The sequence below is a fragment of the Nocardia sp. PLKS1-43 genome (assembly GCF_059510335.1).
In genome coordinates this window covers 127,379-145,466 of sequence record NZ_JCAJZQ010000016.1, presented here as the reverse complement: position 1 = coordinate 145,466, position 18,088 = coordinate 127,379, and the positions used below count along the sequence as shown (strand labels likewise).

Here is an 18,088-nt window from a genome sequence, read left to right as displayed (position 1 = left end):
GGACGGCCCGCCGGCCGCGCACGGCCCGCCCGCCGCGAGGCGGCGAAGGATCAGAAGGAGTGCCCGGGGCCCGGGAACACCCCGCGGCGCACCTCGTCGGCGTAGTCGGCCGCGGCGGTGCGCAGCTGATCGCCGACCTGGGCGAACTGCTTGACGAAACGCGCCGTCTTACCGCTGGTGTAGCCGGCCATGTCCTGCCAGACCAGCACCTGGGCGTCGCAGTCCGCGCCGGCGCCGATGCCGACGGTGGGAATGGTCAGCTTGCGGGTGACCTGCCCGGCCAGCTCGGCGGGCACCATCTCCATCACCACCGAGAAAGCGCCGGCCTCCTGAACAGCGATCGCGTCGGCGATGAGCTGTTCGGCCGCGTCGCCGCGACCCTGCACCCGGAATCCGCCGAGGGTGTTGACGCTCTGCGGGGTGAACCCGATATGCGCCATCACCGGGATGCCGGCCGCCACGAGGGTGGCGATGGTGTCCGAAACACGTTCGCCCCCTTCGAGTTTGACCGCGTGCGCGCCGCCCTCCTTCATGAATCGGATGGCCGTGGCCAGCGCCTGCTGCGGCGAGCCCTCATAGCTGCCGAACGGCAGATCCGCGACCACCATGGCATGCGGTGCGCCGCGAACCACGCCGCGCACCAACGGGATCAGCTCGTCCACGGTGATCGGCACGGTGGTGTCGTAGCCGTAGACGACGTTGGCCGCCGAATCGCCGACCAGAAGTACCGGAATTCCGGCCGCTTCGAACAGTTTCGCCGTGGAGTAGTCGTAGGCGGTGAGCATCGCCCACTTGTCCCCGGCGGATTTCATCTGCTGTAGGTGCTGCACTCGCGTCTTCCGCCGAGAAGTCTGCGGCGCGGCGCCGTAAGCAGGGGTTTCCGCATCGGTTGTGGACATCATCGTCCCTTTCGTCGATTCCTCGAGGCCCAACGGGTCCCCGGGCTGATGTGACTCCACCAGCATGCCACCGGGCCGGCACCCGGCGAAGGCCGCTGGACCATGGATTTCATCACACAGGTTCGAATGCGAGGATCGTCGCCATGTCGTTGTTGCGATCCGGTCGTGTCGCGGCGGTTGTGGCCCTGGTCTGTGTGGCTGCCGCCTGCTCCACGTCGTCCAAGGAGCAGTCCGTGCCAACCTCGTCGACGCCCTCGGCGGCGGCCCTGCAGAAGTTCTACGAGCAGACCCCGCAGTGGGGCAGCTGCGCCGGATTCGGCAGTGCGGACGAGCGCATGCCCAAGGCCGCCGAGTGCACGCACATCAGCGTGCCGGTCGACTACGGCAATCCCGGCGGAGCCACCGCGCGGATCGCGGTGTCGCGGATCAAGGCGACGGGCCAGAAGATCGGTTCGCTGATGTTCAACCCGGGCGGTCCGGGCGAGGCCGGAACCTGGATGGTGCAGCAGGGGCAGGACACCCCGCTGGCGCAGCGTTTCGACCGGATCGGCTTCGATCCGCGCGGCACCGGCAGTTCGACCCCGTTGATCAAATGCCTGACCGGTAAGGAGTGGGACGCGCAGCGCGCCGAAGCGCCCAAGGAGAACAACACCGCCGGGATCGCCGCGCAGGAGAACGAGGACAAGCAGTTCGCCGCGCACTGCACCCAGCGCACGGGCAACGACTTCCTGGCCCACGTCGGCACTCGCGAGGTGGTGCAGGACATGGACATCATCCGGGGCGTGCTGGGTGATCCGAAGCTGACCTACGTCGGCTACTCCTACGGCACCCGCCTGGGCTACAGCTACGCGGAGAAGTTCCCGGACAAGGTGCGCGCGATGGTGCTGGACGGCGCGGTCGATCCGGAGCAGCAGCCGCAACAGGAGTCGGTCGACCAGGCCGCGGGCTTCCAGAAGGCCTTCGACATGTATGTGCAGAGTTGCGTGAAGAAGTCCGACTGCCCGCTGGGCGCCGATCCGGCGCAGGCGACCGCGCAGTTCCAGAAGCTCGTGGATCCACTGTGGGACCACCCCGCTCCCACCAAGGAGAACCGCACGCTGACCTACGGTGACGCGATCACCGGCGTGCAGAACACCCTCTACGCCAGCGACAACTGGGATCTGCTCACCGCCGGGCTCATCCAGCTGCGCAACGGTCAGGGCGACGTGCTGCTGCGCCTGGCCGATCTGTACGACGGCCGGAGCAAGGACGGCAGTTACGACAATTCCCAGGACGCGTTCCTGGCCATCCACTGCGTCGACGATCCGGCGATCAAGGATCGTGCCGTGGCCGCGCGGGAGGACGCCGAGTACCGCAAGGTCGCGCCATTCCTGGACGACGGGCACGGCAGCAGCCAGGCGCCGCTGGAGATGTGCGCGTTCTGGCCGGTTCCCAATACCGAGAACCCGCACAAACTCTCGATTCCGGGTCTGGCCAAGACCGTGGTCATCTCCACCACCAACGATCCGGCGACTCCCTACCAGGCGGGCGTGGACCTGGCTCAGCAGCTCGGCGCGGACCTGATCACCAACCGCGGCACCAGGCACACGGTGTTCCTGTCCGGCGGCGTGCCGTGCGTGGACGACGCGGTCACCAGCTACCTGATCGATCTGAAGGAGCCCGCGCAGGGCCTCACCTGCGGATGAGCAGTTCGCCGCAGCGTCGCCCGACACTCCGGGGCGAGGTCACGTTCCGGCCACATGTCACGTGCGCTCCCGACGTAATCCGCACGGAGCGAGCCTTCGAGCGAGGAGTTCGCGGCCGGCTCGCCGATGAGCACTCGAAGCGCATTGGCGAAGCCCGAGTCTCGAGTGCTCATCGGCGAGCCTCGGGGGCCGCGAACACGCCGGAGCGGAGCGGAGGCAATCAAACACAGCCATGTAACACGGATTTAACGCCGGGTGCTTACGCTCGCGCTTATGGATCGCCAGAAGGAATTCGTGCTGCGCACGCTGGAGGAACGGGACATCCGGTTCGTGCGACTCTGGTTCACCGATGTGCTGGGGTATCTGAAGTCGGTGGCGATCGCTCCCGCCGAGCTCGAGGGCGCCTTCGAGGAGGGCATCGGGTTCGACGGTTCGGCCATCGAGGGGTTCGCCCGGGTGTCGGAGGCCGATATGGTCGCCAAACCGGATCCGTCCACGTTCCAGGTGCTGCCCTGGTCGACGAGCAAGGGTCATCAGCATTCGGCGCGAATGTTCTGCGATATCGCGATGCCGGACGGCTCGCCGTCCTGGGCCGATCCGCGCCACGTGCTGCGGCGGCAGCTGAACAAGGCCGGTGACCTCGGCTTCAGCTGCTATGTGCATCCGGAGATCGAGTTCTTCCTGTTGCAGGACAGCCCGCAGGACGGCACCGCGCCGATCCCCGCGGACACCGGCGGTTTCTTCGATCAGGCGGTGCACGATTCCGCGCCGAACTTCCGGCGGCACGCGATCGACGCGCTGGAGTCGATGGGGATCTCGGTGGAGTTCAGCCATCACGAGGGCGCGCCCGGCCAGCAGGAGATCGATCTGCGCTACGCCGACGCGTTGTCCATGGCCGACAACGTGATGACCTTCCGCTACCTGATCAAGGAGGTGGCGATCGACGAGGGCGTGCGCGCGACGTTCATGCCCAAGCCGTTCCCCGAACATCCCGGCTCGGCCATGCACACGCATATGAGCCTGTTCGAGGGCGAGGCCAACGCCTTCGCCGATCCGGACGATCCGAACAACCTGTCCGAGACCGCGCGCGCGTTCATCGCCGGCATCCTCGAGCACGCCCCGGAGATCAGCGCGGTCACCAATCAGTGGGTGAACTCGTACAAGCGCCTCGTGCACGGCGGCGAGGCGCCCACCGCGGCCTCCTGGGGACGCTCGAATCGTTCTGCGCTGGTTCGGGTTCCGATGTACACGCCGAACAAGTCCTCGTCCCGGCGGGTCGAGATCCGCAGCCCCGATTCGGCCTGCAATCCGTATCTGACCTTCGCGGTGTTGCTGGCAGCGGGTCTGCGCGGCATCGAGAAGGGCTACAACCTGCCACCGGAGGCGGAGGACGACGTGTGGGCGCTCACCGCCGCCGAACGCCGCGCGATGGGCTTCAAGGAACTGCCCACCAGCCTGGAGGACGCGCTGCGGGTGATGGAGCGTTCCGAGCTGGTCGCCGAGACGCTCGGTGAGCACGTGTTCGACTTCTTCCTGCGCAACAAGCGCCGGGAGTGGGCCGGATACCGCGCGCAGGTGACCCCCTTCGAGCTCAAGGAATACCTCGGGCTGTAGTCACGCGCCGGACGGATGCGGGAGGTTCGCCGGTCGTACCGGCCGCGGCACGAAGCGAGAACAATTTCTCGGAACAGGGGTATGGGCCCCCGGCGGTGCGGTGTGACCGTGTAATTTTGGCAGCATGGTACGGCCACCGACCGCCCGTCCGGTAGTGCCCGGCGTCGGCCGGCTCGGACTTCTCGAGCCGACGGCAGCGCAGTCACTGCGAGAGTTGGCGTGGGACAACGTCGAAAGCATTCCCGTGTTGTGGGCGCTGTCCCGGTCGCCCGACGCCGACCTGGCGCTGCTGACCCTGATCCGGTTACGTGAGCAGCTCGGAACACGTTGGGCGGCACTGGATTCGGTCTTGCGGACCGATACCTCGGTGCGGGGCAGGTTGTTCTCGCTGATCGGTTCGTCCAGTGCGTTCGCCGATCATCTGGTGGCCGATCCCGAATGCTGGCAGCTGTTGCAGCGCAAGCAGCTGCCCGATCGCGAGGAGTTGCTCGCCGATCTGCTCGACGCGGTGCGGGCGGTGCCGGAGAGCGGCGAGTGCGCCGGGCCGATGCTGTACCGCGCGGAGATCTCCGGTCCGGAGGCGGTCGCGTTGCTGCGCAAGCGATATCGTGATCAGCTGATGTTGCTGGCGGCGATCGATCTGGCCGCCACCGTGGAGAACGAACCGGTGCTGCCGTATCAGCAGGTGGGCCGGCAGCTGACCGATCTGGCCGACGCCGCGCTCACCGCGGCGCTGTCGGTCGCGGTCGCGCGGGTGTGCCCGGAACAATCGGTGCCGGTGCGCCTCGCGGTGGTCGCGATGGGCAAATGCGGTGCGCGCGAGCTGAATTACGTTTCCGATGTGGATGTCGTCTTCGTCGCCGAACCCGCCGACGCCACCGCGAGCCGGTTGGCCGCGGAGATGATGTCGGTGGCCTCGAGCGCCTTCTTCGAGGTGGACGCGGCCCTGCGCCCCGAGGGCAAGGCGGGTGCGCTGGTGCGCACGCTGGACTCGCACATCGCCTACTACAAGCGCTGGGCGCGCACCTGGGAGTTCCAGGCGCTGTTGAAGAATCGCCCCGCCACGGGTGATCTGGAGTTGGGCGGGCAGTATCGCGACGCGCTGATGCCGATGGTCTGGACCGCCTCGGAGCGGCCCGATTTCGTCGCCGACGTGCAGGCGATGCGGCGCCGGGTGGAGGATCTGGTGCCCGAGGACCTGCGCGAGCGCGAACTCAAACTCGGGCACGGCAGTCTGCGCGATGTCGAGTTCGCGGTGCAGTTGTTGCAGCTGGTGCACGGTAAGGCCGATGAATCGCTGCACGTGCAGGGCACCGTCGAGGCGCTGACCGCACTGGCCGACCGCGGTTATGTCGGCCGCGACGACGCCGCCAATCTCACCGCCTCGTACGAATTCCTGCGCCTGCTCGAGCATCGGCTGCAATTGCAGCGGCTCAAGCGCACCCACACGCTGCCCGCGTTCGACGACGAGGAGGGCATGCGCTGGCTGGCCCGTGCGGCGCATATGCGCCCGGACGGGCGGCAGGACGCGGTCGGGGTGCTGGCCAGTGAGATCAAGCGCAACGCGGTGCGGGTGCGCCGGTTGCACGCGAAGTTGTTCTACCGGCCGCTGCTGGACTCGGTCGCGCGCCTGGACGCCGACGCGTTGCGGCTGAGTCCGGCCGCGGCGGTCCGCCAGCTCGCCGCGCTCGGCTACGCGGACCCCGAGAACGCCCTGAGCCATCTCAAGGCGCTGACCGGCGAGATCGGCCGCAAGGGACGCATCCAGGCGCTGCTGCTGCCGACGCTGCTGGAATGGCTGGGCGAGACGCCGAATCCGGATCAGGGACTGCTGGCCTATCGCCGGGTGTCCGAGGGCCTGGACGATCAGACCTGGTTCCTGCGCGAGCTGCGGGACGAGGGCGCGATCGCGCAGCGGCTGATGATCGTGCTGGGTTCCTCGGCCTACCTGCCCGATCTGCTGATCAACGCGCCCGAGACGATCCGCATGTTCGCCGACGGTCCGAGCGGCCCGCTGCTGCTGAGCCCGAAGGCCGCGGACGTGCGCGGCGGGATCATCTCCGGTGCGGCGCGCTACGAGGATCCCAAACGCGCTGTGGCAACGGCTCGTTCGCTGCGCCGGCACGAATTGGCCCGCGTCGCCTCGGCCGATGTGCTGGGCATGCTCGAGGTGCCCCAGGTGTGTTCGGCGCTGTCCTCGGTGTGGGTGGCGGTGCTGGAGGCGTCGTTGCGCGCGGTGATCCGCGCCAGCGAGGCCGAGATGGGGCACGAGGCGCCCGCGGACTTCGCCGTGATCGGGATGGGCCGCCTCGGCGGTCTGGAACTGGGCTACGGCTCGGACGCCGACGTGCTGTTCGTCTGCGATCCGCGTCCCGGTGCGGACGAGACGGTCGCGGTGAAATGGTCGATCGCCATCGCCGACCAGGTCCAGCGCCTGCTGGGTGCGCCGAGCACCGATCCGCCGCTGCAGGTCGACGCCGGTTTGCGGCCCGAGGGGCGGAACGGGGCCCTGGTGCGCACGCTGGCCGCCTACGAGGCCTACTACCGGCAGTGGGCCCAGCCCTGGGAGGTGCAGGCCCTGTTGCGCGCCCACCAGGTCGCGGGCGATCAGCAGCTGGGACTGCGATTCCTGCACGTCATCGATGCGGTGCGGTATCCGGCCGGTGGCGTCTCGGGCGACGCGGTCCGCGAGATCCGCCGGATCAAGGCCCGCGTCGACTCCGAACGCCTGCCGCGCGGCGCGAATCCGGCCACGCACACCAAACTCGGCCGCGGCGGTCTGGCCGATATCGAATGGACGGTCCAGCTTTTGCAGCTGCGCCACGCCCACGAGGTGCAGTCCCTGCACAACACCTCCACCCTGCAATCGCTCGAAGCCATCGAGCAAGCCGACCTGTTGGACGCCACCGACGTGGCCCTGCTCCGCGACGCCTGGCTCACCGCCACCAAGGCCCGCAACGCCCTGGTCCTGGTCCGCGGCAAACCCGCCGACCAACTTCCGGGTCCGGGCAGGCTGCTGTCTGCGGTCGCGCGGGTCGCGGGCTGGCCCAACGACGACGGCAGCGAATTCCTGGACCACTACATGCGTGTGACCAGACGAGCGAAGACGGTCGTGGAGCGGGTGTTCGGCGGGGAGTGAGAATTCGGGCCCGCTCGGTGCCGTCGAAGGGGGCGGATGACTAATCCCGCAGTGTCCGCGGAGCCGGCGGGGCCGCCATTACGGCGGACTCGGTGCCGGAGGATCACCCTCGTCGGTTCCGGGCGGGCTGCGGAGGCCCCGCTCACGTCGCTGATGGCGTTCCAGTCTCGATGGTCAGGTTGGTTTTGTCAGAGCTTCCGGAGCCAGAACGAACCACCGTGCCGCTGAACGTCGGACAGCGGACCGGTCCAGAGAGGATTCAGAATTGCTGCGAGTTCCTCATCGCGGCTCACGAACATATTGGCGAGCTCTACGCGAACGTGCGGCCCTTCCGCCAGCAGCCACGCGGCGAGCAGGTACTGCTCGGAATAGAAGCGTGCGCTCCATTCTGACGGGTAGTCGTAGGGCAAGAAGACGTCGTGGATGTGGATCAGGACGCCGGGTTGCAGGCGGGGCAGGACTTCGAGCAAGATCACGACCGCGGCGGAGTTGGTGAAGACGCGGTGCGAATTGTCGACAAACAGGATGTCGCCCGGGCCGATGTCGTCGAACAGCGTCTGGTCGATGGTCTCGGCTGATTGCCTGATGACTTCATCACAGAGCACGTCGATTTCGGCTCGTGGTGCGGGGTCGATCGATGTGATATGCAGGGAGAGGTCGCTTTTCCGTGCGGCATGTCGAGTGATCTTGGTAGAATTAACGGATCCGATCTCGATATACCGCGCGGGCCGGTGTGTCGCCACGAACATGTGCAGAGCGGCCAGATCCAATCCCTCGAACCAGCCGTTATTCCAGGCGGGCCGGGAAACGTACCTACCCCAGAGGGGTATGGTCTTCAGCTCGGCTTCGTGCGTCACGATGTTGTGAAGATGTTCGGCATACTGTTCGCGCTGAGTATTCAGAATGTCGTGAAGCCGCTGATGAGCAGGCTTTCCGATGGTGGCGGCGTAATCCGCACCCCTCGGGTAGTCATATCCTCCTCGACCGACGCGGCCGGCAATGTTACCGCACAGCACGAGCGAATGCGGCCGTGGTACCAGGGCTCGGATATCCGACCGGCTCTGTCTGAATCCCCTGCGGCGCAACGCCTGTACTCGGGAGCCGACTCGGCAGCGGTTCGCCTCACGTCGCACCGTGTCGGGCGTGCTGTGCGGGGCACCGTCTCGGGTCGAATGCCGATCGACCGATCCGGGCGCCAGTCTCGTCGCCGGTCCGATGACGGCCCTCGGCGCGTGGATCGACGACCACGGCGATGATCTCCTCGCCGCGCAGGCCGATATCGCGGACGAGCTGTGAGATGAAGTTCACAGGATCCCTCGCTCGCGTCGTCCGAGCGGCCGGGACCGCGCGCGTCGGCGGCTTCGGCAGATGGCCGACGGGTGGCGGTCCGGTCTCTGTTCGGTATCGGCCGCGCTGCCTGAGAAGTTGCTGAAACCGCTGGTCGGTCCAGTTTTACGCGGTACCGAAGACGAGTCGGCGGACTGCTCGGGCAAGGGTGGATTGCCCGATATTTGCTGCTTTATAATCGCATTCGTATAGCCGTGCGGGGTATCTCGTAAACCTATTGCGGGGAACAAGTTTCTCGCGGTATCGGTTATTCAGACGCGCATACGACTGCGCCGCCGAGTCATGTCCGGATCGGCGGGTAGGCCGAGACGAGGGAACACCGGGATCGACGGGCGGTACGGGCCGCCGTGCCGCCGAGTTGGTGGGGTCCAGCGACCCGGAACCTGCGTTCCGCATAGTGTATCCGTCAGGACGCGACCATCGGGAGGACCACCATGTCGAGGATGTTCGTGGACGTGCGACACGCCCACCAGCTCGAATTCCTGCCTCGGCGGGGGTTGTGACATGGCGGACCTCAACTCGGCGGTCGCCGGTTATCGCACTTACCGACAGGTCGTCCTCACTCCCACCCGAGCCGTGCGGCTGCCGCTGATCGTGGTGCTGCTGCTGGTCGGCGTCGTGCTGGTGTACGCGGCGGACCGAGCCTCGCGCGAGGGCGTCGATCGCGGCTGGTTCGTGGCCGCCTCACTGTCGGGGCTGTTCGTGGCGCGCGGTCTGCATCTGCGGCGACCGATCACGCTGCCGCACGTTACCGTCGCGGTGATCGTGCTCGGCATGTCGAACATCGCCTATCGCGCGGAACATCCGGCGGTCGGGTTCGTCTTCCTGGCCTCGACCGGGTTCATCATGATGCTGCCGCAGAGTTCACGTCCGCAGCCGGAACATCAGCTGCGCATCGCGGCGCTGGTCGACACGACGGCGGGCGATCCGCTCGCGCCGTTCGCGCTGCACTCGTCCAAATCCTATTTCTTCGACGCGACCTCCGCCGCGGCCATCGGTTACCGCACCCGGTTCGGCATCGCGGTGGTGGCGGGCGATCCGGTCGGCGACCGCGCCGTCTTCGGGACGCTCATCACGGAGTTCTCCGCATTCGCCATGGCACACGGCTGGCGGATCGCCGTGCTGGGCGCGAGCCCGGAGGTGTGCGAGCTGTGGCGGACCAGGGCCACGGAACATCGTGGGCTGCACTCGATTCCGATCGGCCGCGATGTGGTCGTCGAGGTCGACGGCTTCGATATGGTCGGCCGCAAATTCCGCAATCTGCGCCAGGCGGTCAGCCGCACCCGCAACTTCGGCGTGAGCACCGAGATCCTGCCCGAGCGGGAGCTGAGCGAATCGCTGCGCCGGACCCTGTTCGCGATCGTCGACGAATGGCATCACGGCCGCCAGACCCGCGGGTTCTCGATGATCCTGGACCATCTGCTGGACGGCCGGCATCCGGGCATGCTGGTGGTGATCGCCCGCGACAGCGACGGCCGGGTCGTCGGATTCCAGCGGTACGGCGAGGCCAATCACGGCAGTGAGCTGAGCCTGGACGTGCCGTGGCGCCGCAAGGACGCGCCCAACGGCCTGGACGAGCGCATGATCGTGGATCTGGTCGATTACGGCCGCGAACACGGCGTGCGGCGCATTTCGCTGGCCTTCGCCGCGTTCCCGGAGTTGTACAGCGACAAGGATCGGACCCGCACGCGCCAGGCGCTGTATCTGCTCGCCCGCGTGCTGGACCCGATGATCCGGCTCGAATCGCTGTACCGGTTCCTGCGCAAGTTCAACTCCTTCGGCAATCAGCGCTTCGTGCTGATCCGCTGGCGCGAGATCGTGTTCACGGCCGTGGCGCTGCTGACCCTCGAGTTCGTGCCGCACCGCAAGCAGATCTGAGCGGGGCGGGCCGCGGGTGCGGGTCCGCCCCCGGAGATCAGAACCGGCCGATCGCCACCAGCACGGCGATGACGAACAGTACGAGATTGGACGGCGTGCGCGACCATTCAGCGCGCCGGGCGTGGGTGACGAATCCGCCGACCATGACCAGCGCCAGACCGACCGCCGCGATCGGGGTCAGGATCATGGCGATCCCGGTCGCCCAGGGCAGTACGACCCCGGCCCCGCCGATCACCTCGATCGCGCCGATTCCGCGCACGGCGCTGGCCGACATGTCCTCGACCCAGGGCATCATCGGCCGCAGTTTGTCCTTCGGCAGCACGATCTTCACGCCACCGCCGAGGACGAATGCGGCGGCCAGAATGATCTGTCCCGCCCACAGCCAGCCGTTCATATCTACTTCCCTTCGTTGATCCAGGTCGCGTACACCGCGTCCGCGACCCGGTCGATCAGCGCGGCGTCGCCGTGACCGCCGAGCAGGTACAGCCACAGGAACACCGGGCCGGAGAACTGCGCGTGCGCCCAGCGCACGTCCGGGACGGTGGTGAGTTCGCCGCGTTCGACCGCGCGTTCGGCGGTCCGCCGGACGAGGTCCTGCTCGGGGCGGAGGCAGACCTCCTCGAAAACGCTCTGCAGCGCTTGTTCGTGCAGCAGATCCGCGAAGATTTCCGGCAGGACTGCCCGCACCCGGGGGTTCGCCATCCGGGCGACGAAGTCCGCGGCCACCTCGCGCAGGTCGCCGCGCAGGCTGCCGGTGTCGCGATACGTCCGGGGAGCCAGATCGCCGATCAGGTGGTGCATCGCCAGCGCGGCCTTGGACGGCCATCGCCGGTAGAGCGCGGCCTTGCCGACGCCCGCGCGGGTGGCCACGTCCTGTACCCGCAGGCCCGCGTACCCGACCTCGTCGAGGAGGGCGAGGGTGGCCGCCCGGACGGCGCGATCGGTCTCGGCGGACAGGGGCCTGCCCGGCCGGGGTTCGGTTGTTCCGGAACTCACGGTTCCGAATATAGCAAATAACGGAACCGATGGTTCCGCATATTCGGGCAAGGCGCGCATCTGCACCGGACTCGACTCGTCCGAGGTGGAGTACCCTGCGGCACATGGGATTTGCCGTCGAACGCTTCGACCACATCGTCCTGAACTGCCGGGACGTCGCGGCGACTGCCGCCTGGTACGAACGGGTGCTGGGAATGCGGGTGGAGACGTTCGGCACGGCCGGACGGACCGCGCTGGTATTCGGGCAGCAGAAGATCAATCTGCGGCCGGTGGCGATGGCCGCGGACGATCCGGCGTGGCTGACCGGTGCGGTGGCCGCGGCCGGGTCGGCGGACCTGTGCTTCGTCACCGCCGCCACTCCCGAACAGGTGCACGGACAGCTCACCGCGTGCGGCGTGGAGATCACCGAGGGGCCCGTGGTCAAGGTCGGCGCGCTGGGGGAGATGATCTCGCACTACTGCCGCGACCTGGACGGCAACCTCGTCGAGATCGCGGTCTACCCGGCCGGATGACCCCGCGCGCCTTGACATCCGGCATTGCGGACACGACAGTACGCAAGTGTTCGAAGCCGCCGATGTCTCCCGGACCACGCTGCGCAAGGTCGGTCTCCGCCTGGTGCCGTTCCTGGGTCTGCTGTATTTCGTGAACTATCTGGACCGGGTGAACATCGGTTTCGCCGGTCCCAGCGGGATGAAACACGATCTCGCCCTGTCCGAGACGGTGTTCGGATTCGCCTCGGGCATCTTCTTTCTCGGTTATCTGGTGCTCGAGGTGCCGAGTAATCTGGCGCTGCACCGGTTCGGCGCGCGGCGCTGGATGGCGCGAATCATGCTCAGCTGGGGCGTGATCGCGACCGCGATGGTGTTCGTGCCGAACGCCACCGTGCTGATCGTGCTGCGGTTCCTGCTCGGCGTGGCGGAGGCCGGATTCTTTCCCGGCATCCTGCTGTATCTGACCTACTGGTTCCCGCAGCGCTATCGTGCCCGGATCGTCGCGATGTTCATGGTGGCGGTGCCCATCTCCACGGCGGTCGGCTCGACGCTGTCGAGTCTGGTGATCCAGTACGGCGAAGGCGTATTCGGGCTGAGCGGCTGGCGGTTCATGTTCCTGGTCGAGGGCGTGCCCGCGCTGGCTCTGGCCGTGCTCACCTGGTTCTACCTGACCGACCGGCCCGAGCAGGCCCGCTGGCTGACCGGGCCCGAACGCGAATGGCTGGCAACCGAACTCGCGCGCGAGGAGGCCGAGCTGGCCCAGGCCGAGCACTGGACGTTGCGGCGGGCGCTGACCCATCCGCGCATTCTGGGCCTCGCCGCGATCTACGGCGGCATCGCCTATGGGCTGTACGCCCTGGGCTTCTTCCTGCCCACGATCATCGCCGGATTCCAGCAGCAGTACGGCAGCCACTATTCGGTGGTGCAGCGCGGCCTGATCACGGCGGTGCCGTACGTCATCGGCGCGGTCGCGATGGTGTGGTGGGGCAGGCACGGCGACCGGACCGGCGAGCGCCGGTGGCATGTCGCGCTGCCGTCGATCATCGGCGGTCTGGCCATTCCGGTCGCGCTCTACCTGGGCAACCCGTTCGCGGCGATGACCGCCGTAACCGTATGCGCGGTAGGCGTTCTCGCGGCGCTGCCGGCCTTCTGGGCGTTGCCGGGCACCTTCCTGTCCGGCGCGGCCGCGGCGGGCGGCATCGCGCTGATCAACTCGCTGGGCAATATCAGCGGATTCGCGGCCCCCTACATCACCGGCTGGCTGAAGGATCTCACCGGAACCCAGCGCGCCGGTCTTTGGGTGGTCGGGGTGTACATGCTGTTCGCGGGCCTGGGCGCACTGGCGCTGCGGCGGCGGGAATAACCGCTCGTCCGCCCGGTTGACGCTGACGACGGTGATGCGAAAGGAACTGTTGTGGCGAACGGGTTTTCGGCCGGCGGCCTGGGCTTGCTGAGTGAGACGCTGACGGGTTACGCCGACCGCGGCGAGGTCGCGGGTCTGGTCGCCATGATCCACCGGCGCGGTGACGTGATTCAGGTGGACACCGCGGGCTGGCAGGATCGCGAAAGGCGGCGGCCGATGCGCCGCGACGCGCTGTTCCGGATGGCGTCGATGACCAAACCGGTCACGGCGGTCGCCGCCCTGCAACTGGTGGAACAGGGGCTGATCGGGCTGTCCGATCCGGTGGATCCCTGGCTGCCCGAACTCGCCGATCGCAAGGTCATGCGCGACCCGCTCGGCCCGCCCGATGACGTCGTGCCCGCCACCCGGCCGATCACGCTGGAGGATCTGCTCACCTATCGGTTCGGGCTGGGCTGGGGACGCTCCGGCCTTGCGCCGCAACTGTTCTCACTCACCGCCGACCCGGTCGCCACCGCCCTGGCCATACCGGGCTGCGAGCCGCTGGACCCCGACGCGTGGATGCGCCGTCTCGGCGAACTGCCGCTCATCGCCCAGCCCGGTGAGTTGTGGCGCTACCACACCGCATCGGACGTGCTCGGCGTGCTGATCAGCCGCGTCACCGGTCAGCCGCTGGAAACGGTACTGGCCGAACGGATCTTCGAGCCGCTGGGCATGGTGGACACCGGTTTCGTGGTGCCCGGATCCGCCCGCGAACGTCTCACGGTCCTGTACTCGCGCGAGGGCGAGGTCCTCGACCACCCGGACACCACGGCATGGGCGCAGCGGCCGCGGTTCGCGTCCGGCGGTGCGGGTCTGGTCTCCACCGTCGACGACTACGCGCGTTTCGCCCGGATGATCCTCGGCCGCGGCGAACTCGACGGCACGCGGATTCTGACCGGGGACACTGTGCGGGCGATGTCGCGCGATCGTCTCACGCCCGCTCAGCACGCCGATCCGCCGTTCAATCCGCCGCTGGGGCAAACCATGTGGGAGGACCAAGGTTTCGGATACGGCGTACAGGTCCGCACCCGGCAGGACGGCGTCGGCCCGGGAGTCGGTGCGGTGTCCTGGCCGGGCGGTTTCGGTACCTTCTGGGTCGCCGACCCCCGGCATGACCTGGTGGCCCTGTTGTTCGTGCAGACCAGCAACATCATCGTGGCGGGCGACTGGCAGATTCGGCTGGGCGAGGACTTCCTGACCCTGACCTATCGGGCATTGCGGGACTGACCGCTCGGCTTCGGCGGCGATTTCGAGGCAATCCGGGGAATCGGCGATCCGATGTCCGAGAATGGACAGCGGCTTCGACGTACCTGGTGACAGTGCCGCAGGGGTGCTGACCGGAAGGAGTTCGCCGTGAAGTACATGATTCTGAGCTACGGATCGCAGCGGGACTACGACGGGATGGGCGGAGCCGGGGAGTCCACCTGGTCACCGCGGGATTTCGCCGAGTTGCACGCGTTCATGACCAAGTTCAACCAGGAGTTGGAGGAGTCCGGGGAACTGGTGGAGACGCGCGGGCTGACCGCGCCGGTGCACACCCGCAGGGTGGGCAATCGCAACGGGACGCCGTTCGTCACCGACGGGCCGTTCGCGGAGACCGAGGAGGTGCTCGCCGGATACTGGGTGGTCGACTGCGTCAGCTTCGACCGCGCCACCGAGATCGCCGAGCGGCTGCGGGACTGCCCGGGACCGCCGGAGGCCGTCGCCCGCGCCTATGCCGATATCCGGCCGATCGCGGAGTCCGTCGACGAATTGTGAACTCCCGCACCGAGATCGAGGACCTGCTACGTCAGCTGACGCCGCGGGTCCTCGGCGCGCTGGTCCGCCGCTACGGGCATTTCGACGCAGCCGAGGACGCGGTGCAGGAGGCGCTGCTGGCCGCCGCCACGCAGTGGCCGGGGGAGGGAACTCCCGAGGAGCCGCTGAGCTGGCTGATCGCCGTCGCGGCCCGGCGGCTGACCGATCTGCTGCGCCGGGATCAGTCGCGGCGGCGGCGTGAGGACGTGGTCGCGAACCGGCGATCACCGCGGGATCTGGTCGCTCCGCCCGCGGATCGCGCGCCCGGCGACGCCGACGACACGCTCATCCTGTTGTTCATGTGCTGTCATCCGGCGTTGTCGCCGCCCTCGCAGATCGCCCTGACACTGCGGGCGGTCGGTGGGCTGTCCACCGCCGAGATCGCCCGTGCCTTCCTGGTTTCGGAGGCGACCATGACCCGGCGTATCACCCGGGCCAAGACGACCATCCGGGACAGCGGTGTCCGGTTCGCCCCGCCGTCGGCGGCCGAGCGCGAGGAGCGGCTGGCCGCCGTGCTGCACGTGCTGTATCTGATCTTCACCGAGGGGTATGCGGCGACCGCGGGCTCGCTACTGTATCGGGCCGAATTGTCCAGCGAGGCAATCAGATTGGCTCGCCTGACTCATCGTCTGCTGCCCGGCGACGGCGAGTCCGCCGGACTGCTGGCGCTGATGTTGCTCACCGACGCGCGTCGCCCGGCCCGCATCGGCGCGGGTGGTGAGCTGATACCGATGGCGGACCAGGATCGAAGTCTGTGGCGCGCGGACGATATCGCCGAAGGTGTCGAGCTGATCACCGCCACTCTGCCACGCGGGGATGTCGGGCCCTATCAGTTGCAGGCCGCGATCGCCGCCGTGCACGACGAGGCCGCCGACTACGCCGCCACCGACTGGCCGCAGATCACCGCCCTCTACGAGCGGCTGCTCGCATTCGGCGACAATCCGGTGGTGGCGCTCAATCACGCTGTCGCCGTGGCGATGTCACGTGGGCCGCGGGCAGGGCTTGCGCTGGTCGACGACGTCGCCCCCCGGCTGCCGGACGATCACCGCGTCGATGCCGTGCGGGCGCATCTGCTGGAGTTGCTCGGTGACCGCGAAGCCGCACGCGAGGCCTATCGCGCCGCCGCGAACCGAGCCGAAACCCTGCCGCGGCAACGATATCTGCATGCCCGTGCCGACCGTCTCGGCCAATCCGCCGCGGCGCCGGACGATTCCGCCGGCGGACTCAGCCCACCGGCAGGTCGCGCAGCGAACTGAGCGTGGTCGCGAGCGCACGGGCGGCCTCGGCGCCCTTGGTGACGAAATGTTCGGTGAAGTAGGTCACGTGCTCACTGTGCTCGTGGAAGTGGTGCGGGGTCAGCACCACCGAGAACACCGGCACGTCGTTGTCGAGTTGCACCCGCATCAGCCCGTCGATCACGGCCGAGGCGACGAATTCGTGGCGGTAGATGCCGCCGTCGACGACCAGGGCCGAGGCGACGATCGCGCCGTAGCGGCCGGTGCGGGCCAGCCGCTGCGCGTGCAGCGGAATCTCGAACGCCCCGGGCACGTCGAAGACCTCGACGGTCGCCGGATCGAAGCCGAGGTCGCGGTACTCGGCCAGAAAACCTTCGTACGCCCGCGTCACGATGGGACGGTGCCAGCTGGCGCGAATGAAGGCGACGCGGCCCTCGGTGGGAGTGCTCATGGCCGGATGCTACCCGGTGCCCGAATGCTTCTCCAGCCAGCCGACCAGGTCGCCGAGCACCGCGTCCTGCTCGGGTTCGTTGAAAATCTCGTGGTAGAGGCCCGGATAACGGATGACCGTGAGATCGCTCGCACCCGCGCGCTGTTCGATGGTGTCCGCGCTGGACGGGGCGGCCAGCGCGTCGGCGGCGCCGTGCAGCACCAGAGTCGGGACGGTCAGCCGGTCCAGCCGGGCGGTGACGGTCTCGGTGGCCGCCAGCATTTCCGCACCGGTGCGTGCGGGGAGTTTGCCGCGAAAGACCAGGGGATCGGTGTCGTAGGCGCGCACGACTTCGGGGTCGCGGCTGATCGTGGCGGAATCCAGCTGTAGCACACCGAGGTTCGGCATCCATCGGCTCAGTACGGGAGCCAGCGCGCGTTGCAGGGCGTTGCCCGCGGAGATGTCCAGCGGGGGTGCGGAGATCGCCACACCGGCCACGACCAGCGGGGCGCGGGTGGCCAGGTAGAGGGTGACGAGGCTGCCCATGCTGTGCCCGAGCACGAAGCGCGGCACGCCGGGATGACGCTGCGAGGCCAGCTCCAGCAGTGCGGCGACATTGTCGGCCGCGCCGTCGATCGAGTCGATGTTCGCGCGGTGCCCGGCCGAGCGCCCATGTCCGATATGGTCGAGTGCGTAGACCGCGAAACCGCTGTCCGCCAAGCGCTTCCCGACGTGTTCGTATCGTCCGGAGTGTTCGGCGACCCCGTGCACCAGAGCGATCACCCCGCGCACCCGGTCCCCGGGAACCCAGGCGCGCCAGAAGACCCGTCCGCCCCGTCCGTCGAACCCACCGGTCTCGGCCTGCACCATACTGCTCCCTTCACACCGGCGGCGGCCGGCCGCCGCAGTCCAATTTATCCGTGCGGCGGCCGCGGCGAGGTGATACGGCGTTGCGAACTCGGCGTACGAGACGTGATCGATGCCCTCGGTGGCGGCTGCCACATGTCGACCGGCCGCTCCGGGGCGTGTGGTGATCGCGGCCACGACCTGCGCGAGCCAGGGCGGAAAGCCGAGCCGGGCACCCTTGGGGCCCGGTGCCGGGCGCACGCTGAAACAGTGGGTCCGGTGCGGGCGATACCCTGCGGTGAACTCGGCAGCACGGCACTACGAAGAAC

General features: G+C 68.1%; 16 protein-coding genes. 10 read left to right on the top strand and 6 right to left on the bottom strand.

The genetic code is table 11. The features are described from left to right. Nucleotides 1–50: 50 nt before the first annotated feature. The gene (panB, locus tag AC5WS7_RS36205; RefSeq protein ID WP_495959145.1) at nucleotides 51–899 is read right to left on the bottom strand and encodes a 3-methyl-2-oxobutanoate hydroxymethyltransferase; all 849 of its coding nucleotides are present in this window, start codon (nucleotides 897–899) and stop codon (nucleotides 51–53) included. A 143-nt stretch (nucleotides 900–1,042) separates the two neighbouring features. Between panB and AC5WS7_RS36200 the strand changes: the two genes are divergently transcribed. From AC5WS7_RS36200 to AC5WS7_RS36190, 3 genes are all read left to right on the top strand, one after another. Next, nucleotides 1,043–2,584 carry an alpha/beta hydrolase gene (locus AC5WS7_RS36200; RefSeq protein ID WP_495959144.1) on the top strand — a complete coding sequence of 514 codons (1,542 nt, stop codon included), beginning with the start codon at nucleotides 1,043–1,045 and terminating at the stop codon, nucleotides 2,582–2,584. A 273-nt stretch (nucleotides 2,585–2,857) separates the two neighbouring features. Beyond that, nucleotides 2,858–4,198, top strand: a complete 1,341-nt coding sequence (gene glnA, locus AC5WS7_RS36195) for a type I glutamate--ammonia ligase (protein WP_495959143.1) — start codon at nucleotides 2,858–2,860, stop codon at nucleotides 4,196–4,198. Between the two features lie 124 nt (nucleotides 4,199–4,322). Next, the gene (locus AC5WS7_RS36190) at nucleotides 4,323–7,337 is read left to right on the top strand and encodes a bifunctional [glutamine synthetase] adenylyltransferase/[glutamine synthetase]-adenylyl-L-tyrosine phosphorylase (RefSeq protein ID WP_495959142.1); all 3,015 of its coding nucleotides are present in this window, start codon (nucleotides 4,323–4,325) and stop codon (nucleotides 7,335–7,337) included. A 188-nt stretch (nucleotides 7,338–7,525) separates the two neighbouring features. On the opposite strand, the gene AC5WS7_RS36185 is transcribed toward AC5WS7_RS36190, so the two are convergent. Continuing rightward, nucleotides 7,526–8,353, bottom strand: coding sequence for a class I SAM-dependent methyltransferase (locus AC5WS7_RS36185; RefSeq protein ID WP_495959141.1), 828 nt, complete (start codon nucleotides 8,351–8,353; stop codon nucleotides 7,526–7,528). A gap of 127 nt (nucleotides 8,354–8,480) precedes the next feature. On the opposite strand from AC5WS7_RS36185, the gene AC5WS7_RS36180 reads away from it, so the two are divergent. Both AC5WS7_RS36180 and AC5WS7_RS36175 read left to right on the top strand, forming a co-directional pair. Beyond that, nucleotides 8,481–8,633 carry a hypothetical protein gene (locus AC5WS7_RS36180; RefSeq protein WP_495959140.1) on the top strand — a complete coding sequence of 51 codons (153 nt, stop codon included), beginning with the start codon at nucleotides 8,481–8,483 and terminating at the stop codon, nucleotides 8,631–8,633. 555 nt (nucleotides 8,634–9,188) lie between these two features. Then, complete coding sequence (locus tag AC5WS7_RS36175; protein WP_495959139.1) at nucleotides 9,189–10,562, top strand: bifunctional lysylphosphatidylglycerol flippase/synthetase MprF; 1,374 nt, start codon at nucleotides 9,189–9,191, stop codon at nucleotides 10,560–10,562. A 37-nt stretch (nucleotides 10,563–10,599) separates the two neighbouring features. Here the strand turns inward: AC5WS7_RS36175 and AC5WS7_RS36170 are convergent, their stop codons facing one another. Together AC5WS7_RS36170 and AC5WS7_RS36165 are read right to left on the bottom strand one after the other, a co-directional pair. Further along, nucleotides 10,600–10,956: a DoxX family protein gene (locus tag AC5WS7_RS36170; protein WP_495959138.1), complete on the bottom strand. Its 357-nt coding sequence runs from the start codon at nucleotides 10,954–10,956 to the stop codon at nucleotides 10,600–10,602. A gap of 2 nt (nucleotides 10,957–10,958) precedes the next feature. Further along, entirely contained in the window at nucleotides 10,959–11,558 is a 600-nt protein-coding gene (locus AC5WS7_RS36165) for a TetR/AcrR family transcriptional regulator (protein ID WP_495959137.1), read from the bottom strand. Between the two features lie 104 nt (nucleotides 11,559–11,662). Between AC5WS7_RS36165 and AC5WS7_RS36160 the strand changes: the two genes are divergently transcribed. The 5 genes from AC5WS7_RS36160 (at nucleotide 11,663) to AC5WS7_RS36140 (ending at nucleotide 16,504) form a co-directional block, all read left to right on the top strand. Then, nucleotides 11,663–12,070, top strand: coding sequence for a VOC family protein (locus AC5WS7_RS36160; protein WP_495959136.1), 408 nt, complete (start codon nucleotides 11,663–11,665; stop codon nucleotides 12,068–12,070). Between the two features lie 46 nt (nucleotides 12,071–12,116). Further along, entirely contained in the window at nucleotides 12,117–13,412 is a 1,296-nt protein-coding gene (locus AC5WS7_RS36155; protein WP_495959135.1) for an MFS transporter, read from the top strand. 51 nt (nucleotides 13,413–13,463) lie between these two features. Continuing rightward, nucleotides 13,464–14,678 carry a serine hydrolase domain-containing protein gene (locus AC5WS7_RS36150; protein ID WP_495959134.1) on the top strand — a complete coding sequence of 405 codons (1,215 nt, stop codon included), beginning with the start codon at nucleotides 13,464–13,466 and terminating at the stop codon, nucleotides 14,676–14,678. Between the two features lie 135 nt (nucleotides 14,679–14,813). Next, nucleotides 14,814–15,209, top strand: coding sequence for a YciI family protein (locus AC5WS7_RS36145; protein ID WP_495959216.1), 396 nt, complete (start codon nucleotides 14,814–14,816; stop codon nucleotides 15,207–15,209). Beyond that, nucleotides 15,206–16,504: an RNA polymerase sigma factor gene (locus AC5WS7_RS36140; protein ID WP_495959133.1), complete on the top strand. Its 1,299-nt coding sequence runs from the start codon at nucleotides 15,206–15,208 to the stop codon at nucleotides 16,502–16,504. The genes AC5WS7_RS36145 and AC5WS7_RS36140 overlap by 4 nt, the downstream gene beginning before the upstream one ends. On the opposite strand, the gene AC5WS7_RS36135 is transcribed toward AC5WS7_RS36140, so the two are convergent. Beyond that, nucleotides 16,473–16,934, bottom strand: coding sequence for a 6,7-dimethyl-8-ribityllumazine synthase (locus AC5WS7_RS36135; protein ID WP_495959132.1), 462 nt, complete (start codon nucleotides 16,932–16,934; stop codon nucleotides 16,473–16,475). The genes AC5WS7_RS36140 and AC5WS7_RS36135 overlap by 32 nt on opposite strands. A 9-nt stretch (nucleotides 16,935–16,943) precedes the next feature. Next, complete coding sequence (locus tag AC5WS7_RS36130) at nucleotides 16,944–18,020, bottom strand: alpha/beta hydrolase (protein ID WP_495959131.1); 1,077 nt, start codon at nucleotides 18,018–18,020, stop codon at nucleotides 16,944–16,946. Nucleotides 18,021–18,088: the final 68 nt, after the last annotated feature.

Coding starts and splice junctions, on each gene's coding strand:
- panB (WP_495959145.1), bottom strand. CDS start 899: ATGTCCACAACCGATGCGGAAACCCCTGCTTACGGCGCCGCGCCGCAG.
- AC5WS7_RS36200 (WP_495959144.1), top strand. CDS start 1,043: ATGTCGTTGTTGCGATCCGGTCGTGTCGCGGCGGTTGTGGCCCTGGTC.
- glnA (WP_495959143.1), top strand. CDS start 2,858: ATGGATCGCCAGAAGGAATTCGTGCTGCGCACGCTGGAGGAACGGGAC.
- AC5WS7_RS36190 (WP_495959142.1), top strand. CDS start 4,323: ATGGTACGGCCACCGACCGCCCGTCCGGTAGTGCCCGGCGTCGGCCGG.
- AC5WS7_RS36175 (WP_495959139.1), top strand. CDS start 9,189: ATGGCGGACCTCAACTCGGCGGTCGCCGGTTATCGCACTTACCGACAG.
- AC5WS7_RS36170 (WP_495959138.1), bottom strand. CDS start 10,956: ATGAACGGCTGGCTGTGGGCGGGACAGATCATTCTGGCCGCCGCATTC.
- AC5WS7_RS36160 (WP_495959136.1), top strand. CDS start 11,663: ATGGGATTTGCCGTCGAACGCTTCGACCACATCGTCCTGAACTGCCGG.
- AC5WS7_RS36145 (WP_495959216.1), top strand. CDS start 14,814: ATGATTCTGAGCTACGGATCGCAGCGGGACTACGACGGGATGGGCGGA.
- AC5WS7_RS36135 (WP_495959132.1), bottom strand. CDS start 16,934: ATGAGCACTCCCACCGAGGGCCGCGTCGCCTTCATTCGCGCCAGCTGG.